Origin of the sequence: Marinobacter maroccanus, assembly GCF_002933275.1 — a bacterium.
In the GTDB taxonomy this organism is placed as follows: Bacteria; Pseudomonadota; Gammaproteobacteria; order Pseudomonadales; family Oleiphilaceae; genus Marinobacter; species Marinobacter maroccanus.
On sequence record NZ_PSSX01000005.1, the window covers coordinates 177189 to 196191 of the forward strand.

Consider the following 19003-nt stretch of genomic DNA (forward strand, 5'->3'; position numbering starts at 1 on the left):
CCCAGAAAGAATATTTCAAGCGCCTCTGAAAGCAGTGGAGTGGACGGAAGTGATCAGGAATGCCCTAACGATCGATGTTGAAGATTATTTCCAGGTAGCCGCGTTATCCGAAGCAGTCAGTCCTGAGGATTGGCCTTCAATGGAATATCGTGTTGAAGCCAACACAGACCGTCTTCTGCAGTTGTTCTCGGATAAAGACGTGAAAGCAACCTTTTTTACCCTCGGATGGGTGGCTGAACGTTCCCCGGATCTTGTCAGAAGAATTCGGAATGCTGGCCATGAAATCGCCAGCCATGGATACAGTCATCAGCTTGTCTATAACCAGAGTCCTGAAGTTTTTCGAGAAGAAACCCGCAAATCGAAGGGTATCCTTGAGGACATTACTGGCGAAGCGATTACCGGCTATCGGGCGGCCAGTTATTCAATTACGGCACAATCCCGCTGGGCTCTCGACATCCTGTGTGAGGAGGGCTTCACCTGGGATTCCTCGATTTTCCCCGTGCATCATGACCGCTATGGCATGCCAGGGACGCCTCATGAGCCTTACCGACTGCGTGCGCCGAATGGAGGCACGCTGATCGAGTTTCCTCTGTCCACCTGCCCATTGGGAAATTACCGATTACCCATTGCCGGAGGCGGATATTTTCGTCTTTTCCCCTATTGGTTGAGCCGTTGGGGGCTGGGGCGAATCAATCGGTCAGGGCAGCCTTTCATCTTCTATTTGCACCCCTGGGAGATCGACACCGACCAACCCCGCCTGAAAGTAAAAGCGTTCTCGCGGTTCCGTCATTACAACAACCTCGATAAATGCATGGGGCGGCTGGAAACCCTTCTCGGCGATTTTCATTTTGGTTCAGTACAAGACGTACTATCAAGCGTGGAACTCCGCCCTGAACCGGTTTCAGTCTAGGGAACGGATATGGGTTCACATCGCGAATTCCCTGATGCCGGGCAGCTAAAAGCACAGTTGGAAAGGCTCCGCGACAGAAAGGGTGATTTGAACAGAGCGATCGGAGCGGCCAAAAAAACGGGCGCCAACACCGATGAACTGATCAACAAGCTGAAGACGGTCTCAAGTGAGATCAAGGAACTTCAGAAAACGCTCAAAAAGCAATTAACGGTCGACGAGCAACCCAAAGCCTGGTTTCCCGGAACGCCGGATGTTCCCTCGCCAATCCTGGATAACCCCGTAGCCGGAGAAGTCCGGATAGTTGATGCGTTCGCCTGCAGAGAGTTCCTCGCTGCTGCGAATGCTTACGTGCGGGCGCACCCTGCGGGTTCAATCTGGCATTCCACAGGTACTACCAGGTTCATCGAAGCAACCTCTGGCCATCAGACCCGATATCTTTGCGCACTGGACGAAAACAACCGTGTTATCGGGGTTTTGCCCCTGGTGCGCATGAAAAGCCGTCTTTTCGGTGATTTTATTGTCTCGGTTCCCTACTTCAATTACGGCGGGGTGCTGGCGAACCACCGGAAGGCGGCTGATTTACTTGCCAATAATGCCGTTTCCTGGCGAGATGAAACCGGGGCAGCTCATGTCGAACTGAGGCACGCCTTCGATATCGGGTTTAAGTTTCCCAAGCGCACCGATAAACTGACCTTCTGGCTACCTCTTCCAGAAGCGAAAGAGGACCTGTGGAACAGTTTTCGGCCCAAAGTCCGGGCCCAGATTCGCAGGGGCGAGCGGGAAGCGGATGAGGTCGTTTTCGGCGGGGAAGAACTGTTGAGTCAGTTCTATCAAGTTTTCGCCCGCAATATGCGAGACCTTGGGACACCCGTTTACGGCAAGGAATTCTTCTCCAACTTGTTGAGAGAGCTAGGTTCTGGTGCCAGCCTGGTGGTCGTTAAAAAGAATGGCCGGCCAGTCGGGTGTGCTTTCATCGCAGGCCAGGGTGGGCGCCTCGAGATACCCTGGGCCTCGACGATTCGCGAGGAGAATTACACCGGAATTAATATGTTGATGTACTGGCGAATCCTTGAATACGCGATTCAGAACAAATATCAAATATTTGATTTTGGGCGCTGTAGCAGGGGAGCGGGTACCTCAAGGTTTAAGCGACAATGGGGTGCAAGTGAAATCCCTCTGTTCTGGGATTATGCGTTGCCCGAAGGGAAAAACCTGCCAGAGTTGAATCCGGACAACCCAAAGTTTCGCCTTTTAATTGCGATTTGGAAACGAATGCCAGTATGGATGAGCCGGCTAATTGGTCCGGGTATTGTAAAAAACCTCCCTTGAGATCGGATGTTCAATGGAAAGAGCACAAAGGGATAATCAGACGATTGGTTCGGTCATCGCTCCAGTTGAATTACTGTCAGATTCCCAGAACTGGCCGGAAGTTCCTTACGATTACCTGTTTATCAATCAAAGCCAGGATAAGCCGGAAAAAACCGCTGTAGTGTTTGGTGAAGATGTTCTCACGTACCGGGAACTGGAACTCCAGAGCCGGCAGTGGGCGCATTGGCTTCTGTCAGAAGGCATAAAGACGGGAGACAAGGTTCTGGTGTGCATGGAACGTGCCCTGGAACTGCCTGCTGTGTTATTGGGTATCCTTCGGGCCGGGGCATGCTATGTTCCAGCCGATCCAGCATTTCCGCCGGATCGCATCGCTGTGATCATTGAAGACTCCGATTCGGCCGCTGTGATCTCAGACCGGGAAAGTGAGGCGCTCCTTCCCCCGAGCAATCCGTCCGTTCGCTTTGTGGTGGAGGACAAACCTGCCCAGCTTGAGGCCCGATCTCTTCCTGAATGGCGCCCGGACGATCTCGCCTACCTGATATTCACGTCCGGCTCGACAGGCCGCCCCAAAGGCGTCCCCATCACCCGGGCAGCCATGATGAACTTCCTGCTGGCGATGGCGGATAAACCGGGTATAGCTGCCGAAGACCGGGTTTTGGCCCTCACCACAATTTCTTTCGATATCTCCGTTCTGGAATTGTTCCTGCCGCTGATTGCCGGAGCCACCGTTTATGTTGTTTCAAAACGAGACAGCCTCGACCCTCAATCGCTATCGCGGGTCATTGATGAAAAACGTCTGACCTTGATGCAGGCTACGCCGGCAACCTGGCGATTACTGTATGACTACGGTTGGCGGCCCCAAAGACACCAGAAGTTGCTTTGTGGGGGGGAGGCGTTCCCGTTGAGCCTTGCGAACGGACTTGTCGCCTGCGCCGGGGAAGTCTGGAACATGTATGGCCCAACTGAGGCGACCGTTTGGTCCAGTTGCCATAGAGTGACGGCATCTGATCTTCAGGATGGAAGGATTCCGCTTGGAGATCCGGTTCCCAACCTTGAATATCGGGTTCTCGATGAGTCGGGTAATTCATGCTCGCAAGGCAGTCCCGGGGAGCTTTTGATCGCTGGGGTTGCTATCACTCCTGGTTACTACGGTCGTCCCGAGCTGAACGAGGAAAGATTTCTCTCGATGGAAGCAGGCGATACCCGTCGTCGATACTATCGCACCGGTGACCTTGTCTTTGAGAACTCCCGTTCGGAACTGATTTACGTCGATCGACTGGACAACCAGGTGAAGATTCGCGGATTCAGGGTGGAACTCGGCGAAATCGAAGCATCACTTTCGCGTATTGTTTCAGCTGGAGACTCCGCGGTGGTGGTGGCAAATCTTGGGGAGGACGAGCCTGTGCTGGTCGGGTGCATTCAGACCGGCAAGGATGTGAATCTGAAGCAGCTTGAGGATGGGCTCTCAAAAACCTTGCCTCCCTATATGATTCCCAGGGCCTGGAGGTGGTACCCCGAACTGCCCAAGACACCAAATCAGAAAATTGATCGAAAAGCGTTACGTCGATTGGTAGAGGGCGAACATTCGAACCAGGAGTTTGGTGACTCCAATTTTAACGACCCCCTAATGAGAGCGATAGCACATCACTGGCGGAGCCTGTTGGGCGTCGAACCAGATCGGGAATCTGATGACTTCCTGGCCTTGGGTGGGCACTCGCTCCTGGCAGCGCGCTTGAGTGTTGCACTCTCAAAAGAGACCGGGCAATACGTAAGACCAGTCGAGCTGCTTAGCCAGAGTACCCTGGCTGACCATTGTCGCCTCGTAAGGCAAGCCAAGGGAGCTGGCCCAGTAGAAAAAACCGGGTCTTTCAACAGTGCTGCGGTAACACGCATTCCATTTTCCGCTGCGCAGAAGCGTATGTGGTACACGGTTCAGTCCGGAGATTCAGCAGGTATTTTCAATGAATCCGAGGCTTATCGGGTCGAAGGAAAGCTGGATCTTACCCGATTGAAACATGCTGTTCGCAGTATCATGGATAAGCATGTCGCATTCAGAATGGTCGTTGAAGATGAGCGTGACCTGACCTGGACCGTTTTGCAGAGTCCAGACTTGCCGTTGCGTCAGGTGAATTTGGACGAACAAGGGGACCGATCCTGGGAGTCTTTGTCTCAGGAAATGCATAATGAAGCTTCGCGAAGTTTTCGTTTTTCCGAGGAGCCTTTAATTCGCTTTGTCGTTTATACCGATGGCAACGAGCGGCATGTTGTTCAGTTTGTAGCCCACCACCTTATTATTGATGGCCTCTCCGAAACGCTTTTATGGAAGGAACTGGCTGAGTTCTATCAGACCGGCGCAGAGCAATCGCCTGGGAGGGAGAGCCAGCAGGATACGGCCTATCTCAAATACCTTGGCAGCGAACCTGTCAGAGACCCGGCGAGCCTGGAATGCTGGGTTGATCATTTGCTGGCGGCGCCCGAAGTTCAGCCTCTTGATCTCAGAACGGATTATCCTCGGCCGGCGAAAATGGATTATGCCGGGCAAGACGTTTTTCTGGACCTGCCTCCAGATCTGGAAGCGTCCATAAGGGAACTCGCCAGAGACCTTCACTCCACTCCATTCACCGTGTATTTGGCCGTATATCTTGTTTGGCTGGCCAGGCATTCCAATCAAGGTGAGTACGTTATTGGTACCCCGGTTAGTGGAAGGGAGCCCTATTGGCCCGATGATATGGTCGGTTTGTTTACCAATACCATACCGCTGAGATTAAGGTCCCAGGTCGAATTGCCGTTTTCCGACTTGGTAAGTGCAGTTTCCAGGATCGCCCTGGATGCGATGAAGCATGATCACGTTCCGTTCGATGAAATCGTTCAGAGGGTGAATCCGGAGAGGGATCCTTCACGCACACCGATTTATCAGGTGATGTTCGCCCTCAACGAATACAGCGAACGGCCCACAGGACTTTCGCCAGAGTTAAAATGGGCTCCTGAGCCTGTGAACGGAGGGTTCTCTCCGGTTGATCTGGTGCTTTTCGTTGATCTTTATCCTGACAGGTTGAGATTACACTTCCAGGCGAGTGAACGGCTCTTCAGTCGGGAGAGTCTTGAACGGTTTGTGCGCCGTTACGCGGTGATGCTGGAATCAGTGGTCGAAACTCCAGATCAGATCTGCAGGGACCTGCCGATTATTGATCGTACGGAAGAACAGCATTTGAAGGAATGGAGCGGGGCGGCTACCGAATACCCGCGCGAGGAAACCATTGATCAGTGCTTTCAGAGACAGGTGTCCATTTCTCCCGATGCGCCGGCGGTCGAAACCAGCCGGGTTTCGCTGAGCTATCGTGAGCTTTCTGAATATGCGAATTATGTTGTCCGGTTGCTGAAAGAATCTGGCGTATCGGAGGGCGACAGAATCGGGGTTGCTGCCAGCCAGTCATTGGAGACCGTCGCTGGTATCCTGGGGATTCTTCGGGCGGGATGCATCTATGTGCCGATGGATCTTTCCTACCCGGTCGAACGGCTGAATTACATCGCACACAAGGCAGCTATCAAGGCGGTCCTGTCTGCGAAAAAACAGCCTGGCGATGTTACAGAACTGGAACATTCTGTTCCCGCCATTGAAATGGCGAGTTGGCCCGAAGCGGCTCGGATAAACGGGCAAGGTTCAGGAGCGGCCGAGGAAACCCGAAGGTCTGCCCAGAGCCCGGCCTACGTGATGTTTACATCCGGTTCAACAGGCGTGCCCAAGGGTATCGAAGTATCGAACCGTAATGTCGTGAGGTTGGTTATTAACAACAACTTCATGACACTGGATGCAAATACCAGGTTTTTGATGTTTGCACCGGTGGCTTTTGATGCTTCGACTCTCGAAATCTGGGGGCCGCTCCTGAACGGGGGGACCCTAGTGATTCCAGACGACAACCAGTCTATGGACCAACTGGAATCGGTCCTTGTTAACCACAATGTCAATTCCTTATGGCTAACCGCGGCATTGTTCCACTATATGGCTGAGCATTCTCCTGGGGCTTTTTCAGGGTTGAGTTTTTTGCTCGCTGGCGGGGATGTTTTATCGCCCAAATGGGTCAGGAGAGTCCTTTCGGCCAATCCGGGCCTTAAGCTGATCAACGGTTATGGGCCAACAGAGAACACCACGTTTACTTGCTGTTATCCGATGTCTTCTTCTGACGACGTGGTTTCACCGGTTCCCATTGGAAAGCCTGTTGCGAACACCCGGGTCTACGTTCTGGACCAGAGCGGGAACGATTGCCCGATCGGGGTTCCTGGAGAGCTTTATGCTGGCGGTGATGGTGTAGCATTAGGCTATGTTGGAGAGCCGGGGCTGACGGAACGCTCGTTCCTCGAAAACCCGTTTGGAAGGCAGATCGGTCGGGTCTACCGAACTGGCGATAAAGTTTGCTGGCGCAGTGATGGTTCCCTCGAATTCCTTGGCCGCTACGACAACCAATTGAAGATCAGAGGGTTCCGAATTGAGCCGGATGAGGTCAGTGACATCATCGAGTCCTATCCTGATATTGAGCATGCCATAACCATCGGCTGGACAGCGCCTTCCGGAGACACTCGACTGATCAGCTATTTCACCCCGTCGTTCCCATCGCGGGACGATGTCGAAAAGTTGCAAAGATGGCTTGGCCAGAAGCTGCCGCGATACATGCTGCCTGCTCGACTTATCGGCTTGAGCGCTTTGCCAGTGGGTTTAACAGGAAAAGTTGATAGAGCTCGGTTGCCTGACCCTCTCCTTTTCCCGGAAGTATCCGAAACCGGCGGCAGAACACGCCCGACATCCACTACCGAAAAGGCATTGGCGCGCATCTGGGAGAAGACTCTGGGCGTCGAGGGTGTCTGTCGCGAGGATGACTTTTTCGCCCTGGGGGGGAGCTCCATTAAAGCCCTGGAGGTTTTTAGTCACCTTGCCAGGGAGCTCAAACAGGATATTCCCTTATCGACATTGCTCGAGTACCCGACGCTGCGCGACCTTGCCCTTGAGCTCGACAGGGCCAAGGCACCCAAGGCGTTGTCAGCGGGCTCTGACACCCATCTGTCTGGCTGGAATTGTCTGGTGGAGCTGGGCGGAGAGGGCACCCGTAAACCCATTGTCTGTGTGCATGCGGTAGGCGGTAACGTGTTGAGCTATCGTCGTGTGATGGAGCTGATAGGAAAAGGCCGGCCACTTCTTGGTTTCCAGTCTCGTGCTCTTGACGGAAGAACACCGCCGCAGGAAAGCCTGAATCAAATGGCAAATGACTATGTTCAGGAACTGTTGTCATCCGGGTACGAGCAACCGTTTACCTTAATGGGAGGTTCCCTCGGGGGAACCATTGCGTTGGAGATGGCCCGCATACTTCGGGCCGAAGGCGTGGAAGTCGACTGGGTGATTCTTCTGGATACCATTGGGCCGAATGGGAGAAACATTAGTGATTTCAGCTCCGATGTAACGCCACTCAGCAAGAGATCTTGGAGGAGCGCGAAAGCGTTGACCTCATATTATGTGCGAAGAGCAGTAGTTTTGTTATGTCGTATCTTTTATTTGCGCATCCCTTATAGCTTGAGACCGTTCTTTATCGAGGAATATCATAAAGGCCTACTGAGCCAACACATTGATGCAGAATATCGTGGTAATGTTTTCCTGATCAGGGGCAGGCAAGGGCTGGGAGGTGTGTACGAAGATCCGTATCTTGGTTGGGAAGGTCTGCTCACCGGGCATTTGAAAATAAGTGAGATTGACGTTCCTCATAATGTATTTATGGAGTCGCCTGAAACAATTGAACGGCTGCGATCTTTCTTTCTCCCTGAAGTAGATGATCAATTCAGAAGAGAGCGGTAAAGGGAAACATACTCGCTAGTGTTCATCTTCGCGCCGAACAGATCCTGAGCGTGCTGGCGGCCTCTATCACTCAGCTCTCTCAGGTCATTGACGTGATTCAGCGCATCGTTTACGGCGATTGCGTAACCCGCCGGGGAATGTTCATCAACCAGAACTCCGCATCGACCATTGCCGAGGGCCTCGGGAACTCCGCCCACGTTATGGGCAACGACCGGAACGCTGAGGGCAAGTGCCTCAATGAGTGTCATCGGGAGTCCCTCATGATCAGACGTCATTAGCAGCATATCGAGCTTTGCAATCTCGGATGCGGCGGGGTTGACGAAACCAAGGAACTCCACCTGGTCGACCAGATTGGATTCCCGAACCTTCTTCTCCAGTTGGGCTCGGAGAGGGCCATCACCAATTATGATGCCTTTGACAGCCCGCCCGTGCTGATTGGTTAGTCTTTCAATTGTTTCTATAAACAAATCAACACGTTTGACGGGGACCAGGCGACCGACGAATCCAATCAGCACTGGCCCGTCTGAGCGTGAAACCTTGAAGGATTCAAACTCCGCCTGAAGAGACTCAACATCAAAAAAGTTGTAAATCAGCTTGGTCTTGCGCGGGAACACATCCTCCAGTTTGCTCTTTAATTGTTGTGAGACTGCCACCACGGCATCCTGTTGATACCGGCCTATCCACTGGTCCAGGAGCGCAATCACGCGTTTAACCGGATTTTTCCAGCTTCGCTGGTATTCCGGGCTGCCATGCACAGTGCGAACGGACACCGGGACGCCGGCAAGGCGCTGAGCCGCCACCCCCAACACATTCTCTTTAAAGCCATGGGTGTGTACCAGATTTGAGCGATGGGCCCTGAGATGCTGACGGATTGAGGCAATCATCCGCAATGGTGACAGGGACGATTCGTCGGCGACGGTTACCGGAATGCCAAGTGCTTCCAGTTTCTCCTGAAGTACTCCGTGGTTAAACAACACTGCCGTAGGTTGTACCTCTCCGGACTGGAGTAACCCCCGAAGCAACTGATACACCTGAACTTCCGCACCAGCCCAGATATCTCCCGATGCGATATGAGTGACTATCGCAGGCATTTATCTCTGATTCTCCGGCTGATCAAAATCCCGTGTAGTCGCGATGAATGCTTCTGGTCGCCTTGCCTGTCAGACGTCGATCTTAGCGATAGTTCGTTTAAATCCATTTAAACAATTCCTGCAAGGTGTATGTGCTCAAGAGGGCTTAAATTCTGGACCTTTATGCTAGCATAATATACGAGGGTCCTGACGCCGCATTCTAATCGTAATCCAAAGAGCCCAGCAAAAATGCAGTTTGGTCTACCTGAACTGACAGATAATGACAGGGGTATCTCCTCCCTTTGCGTTATATGGGAAATCGGCGACGCCTCACTGGATGGCTTGCCGGGAGCAATGACACAAGCCCTGGAGCAATCAGAAATTGAACGCTGTAATACACTGGTCCTGGAAAAGGACCGAAAACGGTATGTGTGCTCGCATTTTCTTAGAAGGGTGCTGCTTTCAAGGCTGACCGGTTTGCCAATGTCAGAAATTGCATTCTCCGAGGGGAACGACGGAAAGCCCTTTGTTTCTGAAACTGAGCGTTGGTGCACGGCCGGAACATGGCACTTCAACTCATCTTCGTCAGGAAATCGGGTCGCATTTATCGCAACCACTCCTGGCCAATGTGGTATTGATATTGAGAAGGTGCCAGATGGGCAATCTTTGCCAGACCTGAAAGAGATGGTACAGACAAAGGTTTTCTCAAGCGCCGAAAGAGAATTTGTAATGTCTGGGCGGGGTTCATTGATGGAGCGCTTCTATAGAATATGGACCTTAAAGGAAGCCTATCTCAAGTACACAGGGCAAGGTCTTGGAGCCATGGAACAAACGGACCTGTTTAAAGTGCTTGATTTCGGGCAACCGCTATCGGACGGCAAGATGATGGCGCCCGGAGGGGAGCTGGCTGCGTATCATCGCTATGAAGAACACTATGCTTTTTCGGTTGTGGTAGCCAGGGAGCAGAGTGTATCTCAGGTACACACATTGAACGACGAGCAGGTGTTCTCGTTATTTAAAGGAATCTCCACCCGGGAAAGGAAGTCAGATACCCATGCTTGAAGTCATTTTCTGGGCGTCTTTATTGGGCGCCATCTACAGCTATTTTCTTTACCCTGCGTTGCTTCATCTCGTTCCCTCCAGGCGCAAGGCCATGTCTGAAGAAGATGGCCAGAAGCCACGGATTTCGCTGATCGTTACCGCTCGCAATGAGGCGAAGAGAATTCGTGAGAAAATTGAAAACTGCCTTGAGATCGATTATCCCGATCTTCAGATTATCGTAGCGTCTGATGCGTCAGACGATGGCACCGACGATATTGTTCGGGAATATGCCGGGCAGGGCGTTAGCGTGGTGCGTGCCCATGAGCGCAAAGGTAAAGAGTATGCCCAGTTGCAAGCCATCAACGAGGCTGAGGGCGAGATTCTGGTTTTCTCCGACGTAGCCACTCGAATACCGGAAGAAGCCCTTCAAAAACTTGCCGCCTACTTCCGGGACCCCGGGGTGGGTGCTGTGTCCAGTGAGGACAGGTTTCTCACCAGGGATGGCAAGGTCGCAGGCGAAGGTGCCTATGTGCGTTATGAAATGTGGCTCCGGCGACTGGAATCCGACAAGGCAGGTCTGGTTGGTTTGAGTGGTTCATTCTTTGCCGCCAGAAAAGAGGTTTGCCAGTCATGGGATATTTTGTCACCCAGCGACTTCAACACCGCACTCAACTGCGCAACTGGCGGGTTCGTCGCTGTAACAGCGCCCGATGTACATGGCTATTACGAGGATGTGGCGGATACAAAGAAAGAATACGAACGAAAACTCCGAACCATTATCCGAGGATTAACTGCGCTTGAGCGCCATCCCAATGTGCTCAACCCCTTTAAATATCGATGGTTCACGTTTCAGGTTCTGAGCCACAAGGTGTTGCGTTGGGCGGTGCCCTGGTTCCTCCTCTTGCTCTTGATCACCACACTGTTGTTGAACCACAAGGGAGGTATTTACTCACTCGCTATGCTTGGTCAGCTAGTTTTCTATGGCATTGTCGTGGCGGGATATCTGAAACCCGGTTTGCAAACCCGGAGCGTGGTAAAAATTCCGTTATTTTTCGTTCAGGTTAATATTGCCATTGCTCACGCCACGGTAAAGTTCCTGTCCGGCACCAGAATGACGGTCTGGACACCGTCCCAACGTTAAGCATGGCGAGATTAGGTAAGTTAAGGCCTGTTGGAAACAGGGTCCCTGTTCCTGACAGCGCCCATGATCTGGTTATGCCGTGGGAAAGCGCCTATGCAACGCGGTTTTTGGATTCAGGAACCTCTGCATTATCCATTGCAATTGCAATTGCAATCGCGCGCCAGGCCAGGCCTGCGATCAACAAGCCGGAGGTGATACTGCCCGGTTATGGTTGCCCGGATCTTATAGCCGCCGCGATGGCACAAGGTGTTGTTCCAGTCCTGGTTGATCTTGCCGAAGACTCCCCCTGGATGAACCCACGGGAGGTCGCTGACAAGATTACCGATAACACCGTTGCAATCGTCGCAGTGAATTTCTTGGGGCTGGCCGCTCCATTGGAGCAGCTTTCGGAACTGGCCAGAAGATCAGCGTTGCTCCTCATAGAGGATTCGGCACAACGGATGCCACCATCCTCAGCAGAAGACGGATGTGCAGACCTTGTTGTGCTCAGTTTTGGCAGAGGTAAGCCGGTTAACTTGATGGGCGGCGGTGCTCTGCTGGTGGGTTACCCTTTGGAGGAAAAGGCCCGAACGTGCTGTTCGCCACTTCCTCTCGTCAATGAGCGACCGACGATCAGGTGGGCTTTGAAACGTCAGCTGTTCAATATTCTAATATCGCGCCTCTTCTTTGGGCTGCTTGAGCAAATACCCGCATTACGTCTTGGTGAAACTCGTCTCCACGCTCTTGAACGAATCTCCCTGGTAGATCCAATCCCTGGATTGCTGGCTTCTGGCTTGGTGCGGTTTGAACAAGCGCCGGATTACCGGCTTGAATTGGATCGCGAACTTGCTGACTTGGACCGCCAGGGTTGGATACGCCTTCCGGCCAAGCTGGGGCAGGCGGAAAAGAAACCCACAAAATTATTGAGGTATTGCCTGCTGGCACCTGATATGGAAACGAGGGATCGGTCGGTTCAGCTTTTGAATCAGGCGGGTATTGGCGCAAATGCATTCTACGGGGCGATACTGCCCGATATTCCCGGAGTGCACGACGTTCTGCCAGAGACCAGCGGCCTGAGACGCGCCAAAGACTTCGCATCACGTCTGATAACTCTGCCTGTGCATGAGGATGTAACCCAGAAGGATATCCGGATCATGGTAAAAACCCTGCTCAGGAGCGCTCAACAGCAGAAATAAACGCTTCGAAAGCCTCCCTTTGTTCTCCGCAGCTATCTAGAGTAAGGCCATCGCATTGTCCGGCAAGGGCCAGAAAGGCACCTTTTGAATCGCCAGTGAGCGCCAGCAAACCCCCCACCAGTTTGATCTGGAGCCTTGAGGGGCTCGCAAAGTCTCCGACCTCATACCACGACCACACCAACACAGTGCGACCGGTTGATTCGTTCAGAAGCATTGTCTCGGTGACTTCGTCTACATTGAAAACGTTCGTGGGTTCCAAAGCCCTCCTATTTGAGGAGAGCTGCTGCCACCCATCATCAAAAAGTCTATTTCGGTAGTAGACCAACTCCTTATTCTGGGCCTGGGAACGATAACCCACCAGTGAAAACTGCACCCGCTGGAGGTCCTCTGAGACAAACATGAGGTCTTCGGAAACATCCGCATTGACGAAGGAAGGCTGCCAGACCTCGGCAAATCTCAACGGCCCTCGCCATTGCTCGTTGCTGACTGGAACCGCGGGAGTCCAGTCCGGGTTCTCCGCTTCGAAGAGCACTGTCTGAGAATAGAAAATAACAGGAACAGCCAGTACAAAGGCGGTAGCGAGGGCCGGGAAAGTCATGCCAACGTTGTTTGTTCTGGATACCTTGCCAGAACGTGGTATCCCGTTCAGTGAGGAATCGAGGGCGGCTTTAGGCTCGAGGGCCCGTGCTATGAAGAAGAGAGGCACCAGGCACAAAATGATAAACGTGATCCAGCCAAACAGCTCGTGATCTTCGATCAGCGAACTTTCCATATCGGTTACATGGCCTGCTACGATGATTCCGAACACCCGAATCCAGTTCGCGAACATCGACAGGAAGCCGGCGATCAGCGTGAGGATAAGAGAGCGGGAAAAGTTTTTGTAGTAAAGGTAGCCGTAAAACGGTGCCAGGAAGAGCGCTACCATGAGGTACCGAACGCCGCTGCAGCCCCCCGCTACGAAAAAGGTACCTCCCGGAATCGTAATGTAAAATTCCTGAATTTCGGCCGGGATGTTTACTATTTCAAGCAGGAAGCGATTGAAGAAGACGGTAATCGCCTGGAACAGAGGCGACATGTCGTCCCAGATTGGCGCAGCGAACACCAATAGAAGAACAGGGACACCGGCCTTGCGCAGATAGTCAAAGCCCCAAATGGCCCAGCCCCAGCATGCGATGATGAAGGGCACCGCCAGCAACCTGATCGTCTTAATGTCTGCTGCTTTGGCAACAAGCATGATCGCGCACAGGGCAAAAAGCCCGAGCAGTGCAATAAGCGAGGGATTCAAGGGCAGTGCAATGATTTCATCCCGGTTCTGAATTAACAGGAACAGGATCGCAGCAAAAACCAGGAAGCCATGTGCGTAGACAATAGAGGTGTCCCACAGCTCAAAATAGTCAGCCCATTCCGGGAAAAATATTATTGCGAAAAATAGAAGGGACACCAGGTGGATGAATCCACCTCTGGACGTTGCGGCTTTCATGGAGAGTGAAGATCCTTTTCAAAATACCCACTACGAAAAACAATCCAACCGCAGTATAGCAGGGCATTGCACGGGCGTGCGATTGAAAATACGCTACTTTGGGAGCGCATAAATGGTCAAGGTTTTCGAGGCATTCAGGACAAATAGCCATGCAGCGCAGTTTGTTGATATGCTGTGTTCCCACATGGCTTATGGGCGTGGAAACAGGAAAATGCCTCCCCGGCAAAGGAAAGGAATCAAACGGTAATGAAGGTCCTCACTGTTGCAAACGTGAACCCGGACAAATTCGGCAGTTTTGAGAAGTATCTTGTCGAGTTCACGGACTTTCTGGCAAACAAGGGCCACGAGCACGAAATACTCTTTTCCAGTGAGCCGATCGCCGAAGTCAGTCACGCTCTGGACCGGGTTGGGGCGATTGTAAAGGTTATGCCCGCGGAAGATGGCCAGCCTCGGCTCAGTGGTTGGGCTTTGTTCAAGCTGGCCCGGTCTGTCAATCCCGATATCGTCCACCTCCACTTCTATCCAATCCTTTGCCTGTTTTCATTTCTGATGTTGTTCAGCAGAGCGAGGCTGTTTGCCACCTACCACATGTCGGGCGCTCCTGCGGATAACGGAAAAGCTACCCGCGTGTTGAAAAACATACGATGGTGGCTGCTGGGTTCAGCCCACCGTCGCATTTTCTGCGTCTCCCGATACAACAGGGAGAAGTTCATTAATGACTATCGGTGCCCACCAGCCGTAGCGGAAGTCGTATACAACGCGGTTAATCAGACAACATTCGAATCCATACGTGCACAGCGGAAAAACCGGCGCAGAGGCAAAACCCTGCCAGTAAAGTTCATCTCCGTTGCGTACCCTCTCCCGGGAAAGGGGATTCAAAACCTGATCAAAGCCTGCGCAGTGCTCCAGAGGCGTCATCTGGAATTCGAGTTGCTTATCGTCGGAGATGGGCGGTTGCCAACGAGCTCCGAGTTACCAGGTTTATCAACCAGAGTAGAAGGAAGTCCGAGGAGTTTGGAAAGCAGCCACGAAGGAATAGGTAATGACGATGAGCTAGCAACCTCAATAGAATCTATGATTGAATCCAACGAGATCCGTCTTCGTTGGGATCACATTGCAAAGAGTTCGATGGAGAAATCAAACCTTCTCACAAGGTTGGTTGAGGTAGTGACTGTTATCGGTATTTCGGGAAACGTCTGGGCCAGGTAACTAAAACCAATGAATGCATGCAACGAGGAAAGGGTCCAATCCAAGTGAGCAAGAAAGTATTAGTTGTTTCTTATCATTTCTATCCAGATCAAGCAGTTGGTGCAAAAAGGCCAACCGAGTTGACCAAGTCGATGATAGAGGAAGGTTGGGACGTTGAGGTAATTACTAAACACATCGGAAAGGAAGCTCATGAAGCGAGAGTTAGCAAAGATTCGATAGGACAGATATATTCTATATACCAGCACCCAGGAATAATTGACCCCCTTTGGGCGCTGGTAAAACGGGTGCGGGGTCATAAAAAGGGCAAGGCACAAACGGCCGTAAACCCTGAAATAGATCAAGCTCGCGAGACCCAAGTCGGGGAAACACTGAGGTTCAGATTAAAGCGTTATATAATTTCAACGCAGGCCACTTTGAACGCATGCAAGTCATGGGTTCTGGCATCGCTATTGTTTCTTTTGTATCTCAAAGTCAGCGGACGACACTATGATGTTGTGGTTACCTCCAGTCCGCCGTCTTCGTCCCATTTGATTGGATTGACAGCAAAGTGGCTCTTTAAAGCGACTTGGATCACGGATATTCGGGATCCAATCAACATGTGGGAGGAGGTTCTACCCGTTTGCAAGTCCCGGTTAAGAGAAAAAGTTGAGACTGATCTGGAAAGAAAATACTATAAAAAGTCAGACGCCCTTGTAGTTACAAGCCCTAGTTTGAAATCTGAATTGTGTTCAGAAAATAGAGTTGATAATAATAAAGTCCATCTGATATATAACGGTTATGATGGAGAGCTAAAACCAAAAAACAAAAAAAATAATAATGTTATTCGCATGATATATGCGGGAACCCTATATTTAAATAGAGACCCCTTTCCTGTGTTTGAGGCGCTTAAGGAGCTTGTGGCCGAGAGTATAATTAATGAAAAGTTATTCATTTTTGAACTTTTCGGTAACTGCAAAAGTTGGAATGGTATAAATCTCGAAGATTGGTTAAATGAGAATGCTATATGTAATCTTGTCGAAATACATGAGTATATAACAGGCAAGGAGTTAGAGAAAAAGCTCGAGGCAGCTGATATTCTATTGAATCTAGCTCAGGGGCAAAAAAAACAGATTCCGGCTAAGACTTTCGAATATTTGCGATTCAGAGCGGTTCAATTTTTAGTCTCCGAACCTGATTCGGATATCTCGATTTTTCTATCATCTAATAAATTTGGCGTTGTTGCTCAGTCAACCAAAGAAGATGTTAAGGAGAAATTAAAAACGATACTTTCGGAAGTACGCAACCAAAGAGGTCTTGCGAGTGAGGCAGGCGATGATCGAAAATTGTTATATGCCAGAGCCGAGCAAAATAAAGAATATATATCGGTTATAAAAAATGCAGGGTGACGTCGTAATTATCAAAAATAAGCGAAAGCAACTAAATAGCTCTCGTACATCATCGGGAAAAATTTGGTTATATATTTTAATTTCATATTATGGTTTTGAATACGTAAGATTTCAAGAAAGCTTTCTGCCTTTTCTATCCCCGTTAAAAATCCCCATGTTACTCAATCTGCTGTTAGCCTTATATGTTTTGGCTAACTTTAAGAGATTGCGTTTTGATAAATTCGTAATTAGTGTTCTAGTGATATGGGTCTTGATCTTAGCTTGGGTTCCATTTGCGACCAATACCTTCCATGCGTTTCAAACGGCAAAGTCAATGTCTATGGTGTTTTTTACATGCTTTGCGACTGTCTTAATTGTTGATACTGAAGAAAAGTTCTTGAAACTTTTAAATTGGCTTATCATATTCTTCGTTTTGGTTTCCTTTTGGATTATCCGTTCTGGTGGTACTGGTCCCGGTGGATTTGTTGGTGATGAAAATGATGCGGCCCTCTTAATGGTATGTGCGTTACCAGTTATTTTCTATAGTATCTTCCACTCAAAAAATAAAAAGCTCCACTACTTTTTGTTCCTTGGACTATTCTCTGTAATCACGGCAATTGTGTTGACATACTCTAGAGGTGGTTTTGTCGGTTTGGTCGCTGTCATTTGGTTTATGATCTGGATGTCCAAGAAAAGATGGAAGGTAATATTTATATCAACAACTCTATTTATTTTCTCGGGGGGGATTGCTCTTTCTTTCTTGCCGAAGGCTTATGTCGATGACATGAGTACAATTACGAATAAGGAAGATGAGACTAGAAATCTCAGGTTACTTCATTGGACGACAGCCATTGAAATCTTTAAGGATAAACCCATATTTGGTGTTGGGCCTGGAAATTATCCCTGGACGTCAAATCGATACCTGCATCTTAGTCCGTATTTTAAAGAGGGGGCCAGATTTCGTGCTGGACGTCAGTCCCACTCTCTTTACTTCACACTGATACCGGAACTAGGTGCTGTTGGTGTTATAGCGTTCATTGTTTTAGTCTTTAAGTTTAGGGCTAATATGATAACAATAATAAGGAGGTCTTCTGATGAAAGCATGGTGTCGACCGCGAAGTCATTATACTCGATGCTTATTGGTTTCTTAGTAACTGGCGCCTTCATATCAGTGCTTTATTATCCGGTTTTTTGGCATATTATATTTTTGGGTCTCGCCTTTTGTTATATTCGAAATAATCATGAGTTATTTTTTAATATAAATAGGTTTAGAAATGGAGAAAAGAGTGGAAAAGCGGATTCTGATTATCTCGCCGGGTCCAAAATATAATTTAGAACATGCATTTCGTGAGAGGTGCTTAAATTTAAGTCAATCCTTCTCCGGTGATATACTGACTAGTGGTCCTAGCAAAGAGAAAGTAATTTATGGCAATTTTTGTGTGACTCGTACTAGAGATCCATTTGGTAACTCTTTTTTTAGTACGATTAGTTTTTTTTGGTTATCTATATTCAAGGTCTTTATTAACCGCTTTACCGACCCTTACGACTTGATTTGCACCTACGATCCGTTGAAAACGGGACTTATAGGCCTTATTGTAGCGCGGCTAAGTGGCACAAAGTTGGTGGTAGAAGTTAATGGAGATTATACCAACAAATGGAATTATTCGGAAATTAAATCGCCGATCAAGCGATATTTTAAAAGGAAGGCGGTGCTTTTTGTAGAAAAGATTGTGCTACGTAACTCCGATGGTGTGAAGTTACTGTATCATGGGCAGGTTGATTACTTTAGACCATTACGGAGGCCTATAATTGAGGTTTTTCCTAATTACGTCAATGCTTCGAGGTTTCATAATATTGAGCATAAAAAGGAAATTTTATTTGTTGGTGCTCCCATGTACGTCAAAGGATTAGATGTTTTGGTGTCCGCTTTTGACTTGATCTCACCGCATTATCCCGACTGGACGTTGAAGATTCTTGGTTATTATCCGAATAAGTCAGAATTGCAGGCTCTTTTGGGCGCTAGAACGAACGTCCGTTTTCATCCGCCAGTTGATCCGGATCTAATGCCGGACCACATTGGTAGTTGTGGGTTGTTTGTGTTGCCCTCAAGAACCGAGGCTATGGGTCGTGTGCTTGTTGAATCCATGGCTGCTGGAAAGCCTAGAATTGGATCAAGTGTGGGCGGGATTCCGACTGTGATAGAAGATGGGATTGATGGTTTGCTCTTTGAGTCTGAAAACGTAGAGGATCTAGCAAGGAAGTTGCGAATGGTTCTTGATGATGCCGATTTGCGAGATAGACTTGGCATGCAGGCGGTGCTTAGGTATCAGTCTGACTTTCGACCTGCCGTGTACTTCGAACGGTTAGTGAAGTTTTACGAGCGCGTTCAGCGTCGCTGGGTATAATTCGGCATCTTTCATGAACAATCAATCTATACAGACAAAT

12 protein-coding genes are annotated in these 19003 nt (G+C 50.0%); 10 read left to right on the top strand and 2 right to left on the bottom strand.

Annotated elements, in window-relative coordinates; genetic code table 11:
- Positions 1-49 precede the first annotated feature (49 nt).
- From KEHDKFFH_RS08340 to KEHDKFFH_RS08350, 3 genes are read left to right on the top strand one after another with little or no spacing between them, the layout of a single operon-like run.
- The gene (locus KEHDKFFH_RS08340; RefSeq protein ID WP_104321559.1) at positions 50-910 is read left to right on the top strand and encodes an XrtA system polysaccharide deacetylase; all 861 of its coding nucleotides are present in this window, start codon (positions 50-52) and stop codon (positions 908-910) included.
- Positions 911-919: 9 nt separating this feature from the next.
- Entirely contained in the window at positions 920-2239 is a 1320-nt protein-coding gene (locus tag KEHDKFFH_RS08345; RefSeq protein ID WP_104321484.1) for a FemAB family XrtA/PEP-CTERM system-associated protein, read from the top strand.
- A gap of 13 nt (positions 2240-2252) precedes the next feature.
- The gene (locus tag KEHDKFFH_RS08350) at positions 2253-8078 is read left to right on the top strand and encodes a non-ribosomal peptide synthetase (RefSeq protein WP_104321485.1); all 5826 of its coding nucleotides are present in this window, start codon (positions 2253-2255) and stop codon (positions 8076-8078) included.
- On the opposite strand, the gene KEHDKFFH_RS08355 is transcribed toward KEHDKFFH_RS08350, so the two are convergent.
- Positions 8057-9169: a glycosyltransferase gene (locus tag KEHDKFFH_RS08355; protein WP_104321486.1), complete on the bottom strand. Its 1113-nt coding sequence runs from the start codon at positions 9167-9169 to the stop codon at positions 8057-8059. The genes KEHDKFFH_RS08350 and KEHDKFFH_RS08355 overlap by 22 nt on opposite strands.
- A gap of 228 nt (positions 9170-9397) precedes the next feature.
- Between KEHDKFFH_RS08355 and KEHDKFFH_RS08360 the strand changes: the two genes are divergently transcribed.
- The 3 genes from KEHDKFFH_RS08360 to KEHDKFFH_RS08370 all read left to right on the top strand — a co-directional run bounded on the left by KEHDKFFH_RS08360 (position 9398) and on the right by KEHDKFFH_RS08370 (position 12505).
- Entirely contained in the window at positions 9398-10210 is an 813-nt protein-coding gene (locus KEHDKFFH_RS08360; protein ID WP_104321487.1) for a 4'-phosphopantetheinyl transferase family protein, read from the top strand.
- The gene (locus tag KEHDKFFH_RS08365) at positions 10203-11330 is read left to right on the top strand and encodes a glycosyltransferase family 2 protein (RefSeq protein ID WP_104321488.1); all 1128 of its coding nucleotides are present in this window, start codon (positions 10203-10205) and stop codon (positions 11328-11330) included. The genes KEHDKFFH_RS08360 and KEHDKFFH_RS08365 overlap by 8 nt, the downstream gene beginning before the upstream one ends.
- Positions 11331-11404: 74 nt before the next feature.
- Positions 11405-12505: a DegT/DnrJ/EryC1/StrS family aminotransferase gene (locus KEHDKFFH_RS08370; RefSeq protein ID WP_158253188.1), complete on the top strand. Its 1101-nt coding sequence runs from the start codon at positions 11405-11407 to the stop codon at positions 12503-12505.
- On the opposite strand, the gene xrtA is transcribed toward KEHDKFFH_RS08370, so the two are convergent.
- Positions 12480-13985: an exosortase A gene (xrtA, locus tag KEHDKFFH_RS08375; RefSeq protein WP_104321490.1), complete on the bottom strand. Its 1506-nt coding sequence runs from the start codon at positions 13983-13985 to the stop codon at positions 12480-12482. The genes KEHDKFFH_RS08370 and xrtA overlap by 26 nt on opposite strands.
- Positions 13986-14231: 246 nt before the next feature.
- Between xrtA and KEHDKFFH_RS08380 the strand changes: the two genes are divergently transcribed.
- From KEHDKFFH_RS08380 to KEHDKFFH_RS08395, 4 genes are read left to right on the top strand one after another with little or no spacing between them, the layout of a single operon-like run.
- Positions 14232-15194 (top strand): glycosyltransferase family 4 protein, encoded by a 963-nt coding sequence (locus KEHDKFFH_RS08380; RefSeq protein ID WP_104321491.1) that lies wholly within the window; start codon positions 14232-14234, stop codon positions 15192-15194.
- Positions 15195-15238: 44 nt separating this feature from the next.
- The gene (locus KEHDKFFH_RS08385; protein WP_158253189.1) at positions 15239-16579 is read left to right on the top strand and encodes a glycosyltransferase; all 1341 of its coding nucleotides are present in this window, start codon (positions 15239-15241) and stop codon (positions 16577-16579) included.
- The gene (locus KEHDKFFH_RS08390) at positions 16569-17888 is read left to right on the top strand and encodes an O-antigen ligase family protein (RefSeq protein ID WP_104321493.1); all 1320 of its coding nucleotides are present in this window, start codon (positions 16569-16571) and stop codon (positions 17886-17888) included. Before KEHDKFFH_RS08385 ends, KEHDKFFH_RS08390 begins: the two co-directional genes overlap by 11 nt.
- Positions 17845-18963: a glycosyltransferase family 4 protein gene (locus KEHDKFFH_RS08395; RefSeq protein WP_158253190.1), complete on the top strand. Its 1119-nt coding sequence runs from the start codon at positions 17845-17847 to the stop codon at positions 18961-18963. Before KEHDKFFH_RS08390 ends, KEHDKFFH_RS08395 begins: the two co-directional genes overlap by 44 nt.
- The last annotated feature ends 40 nt before the right edge of the window (positions 18964-19003 follow it).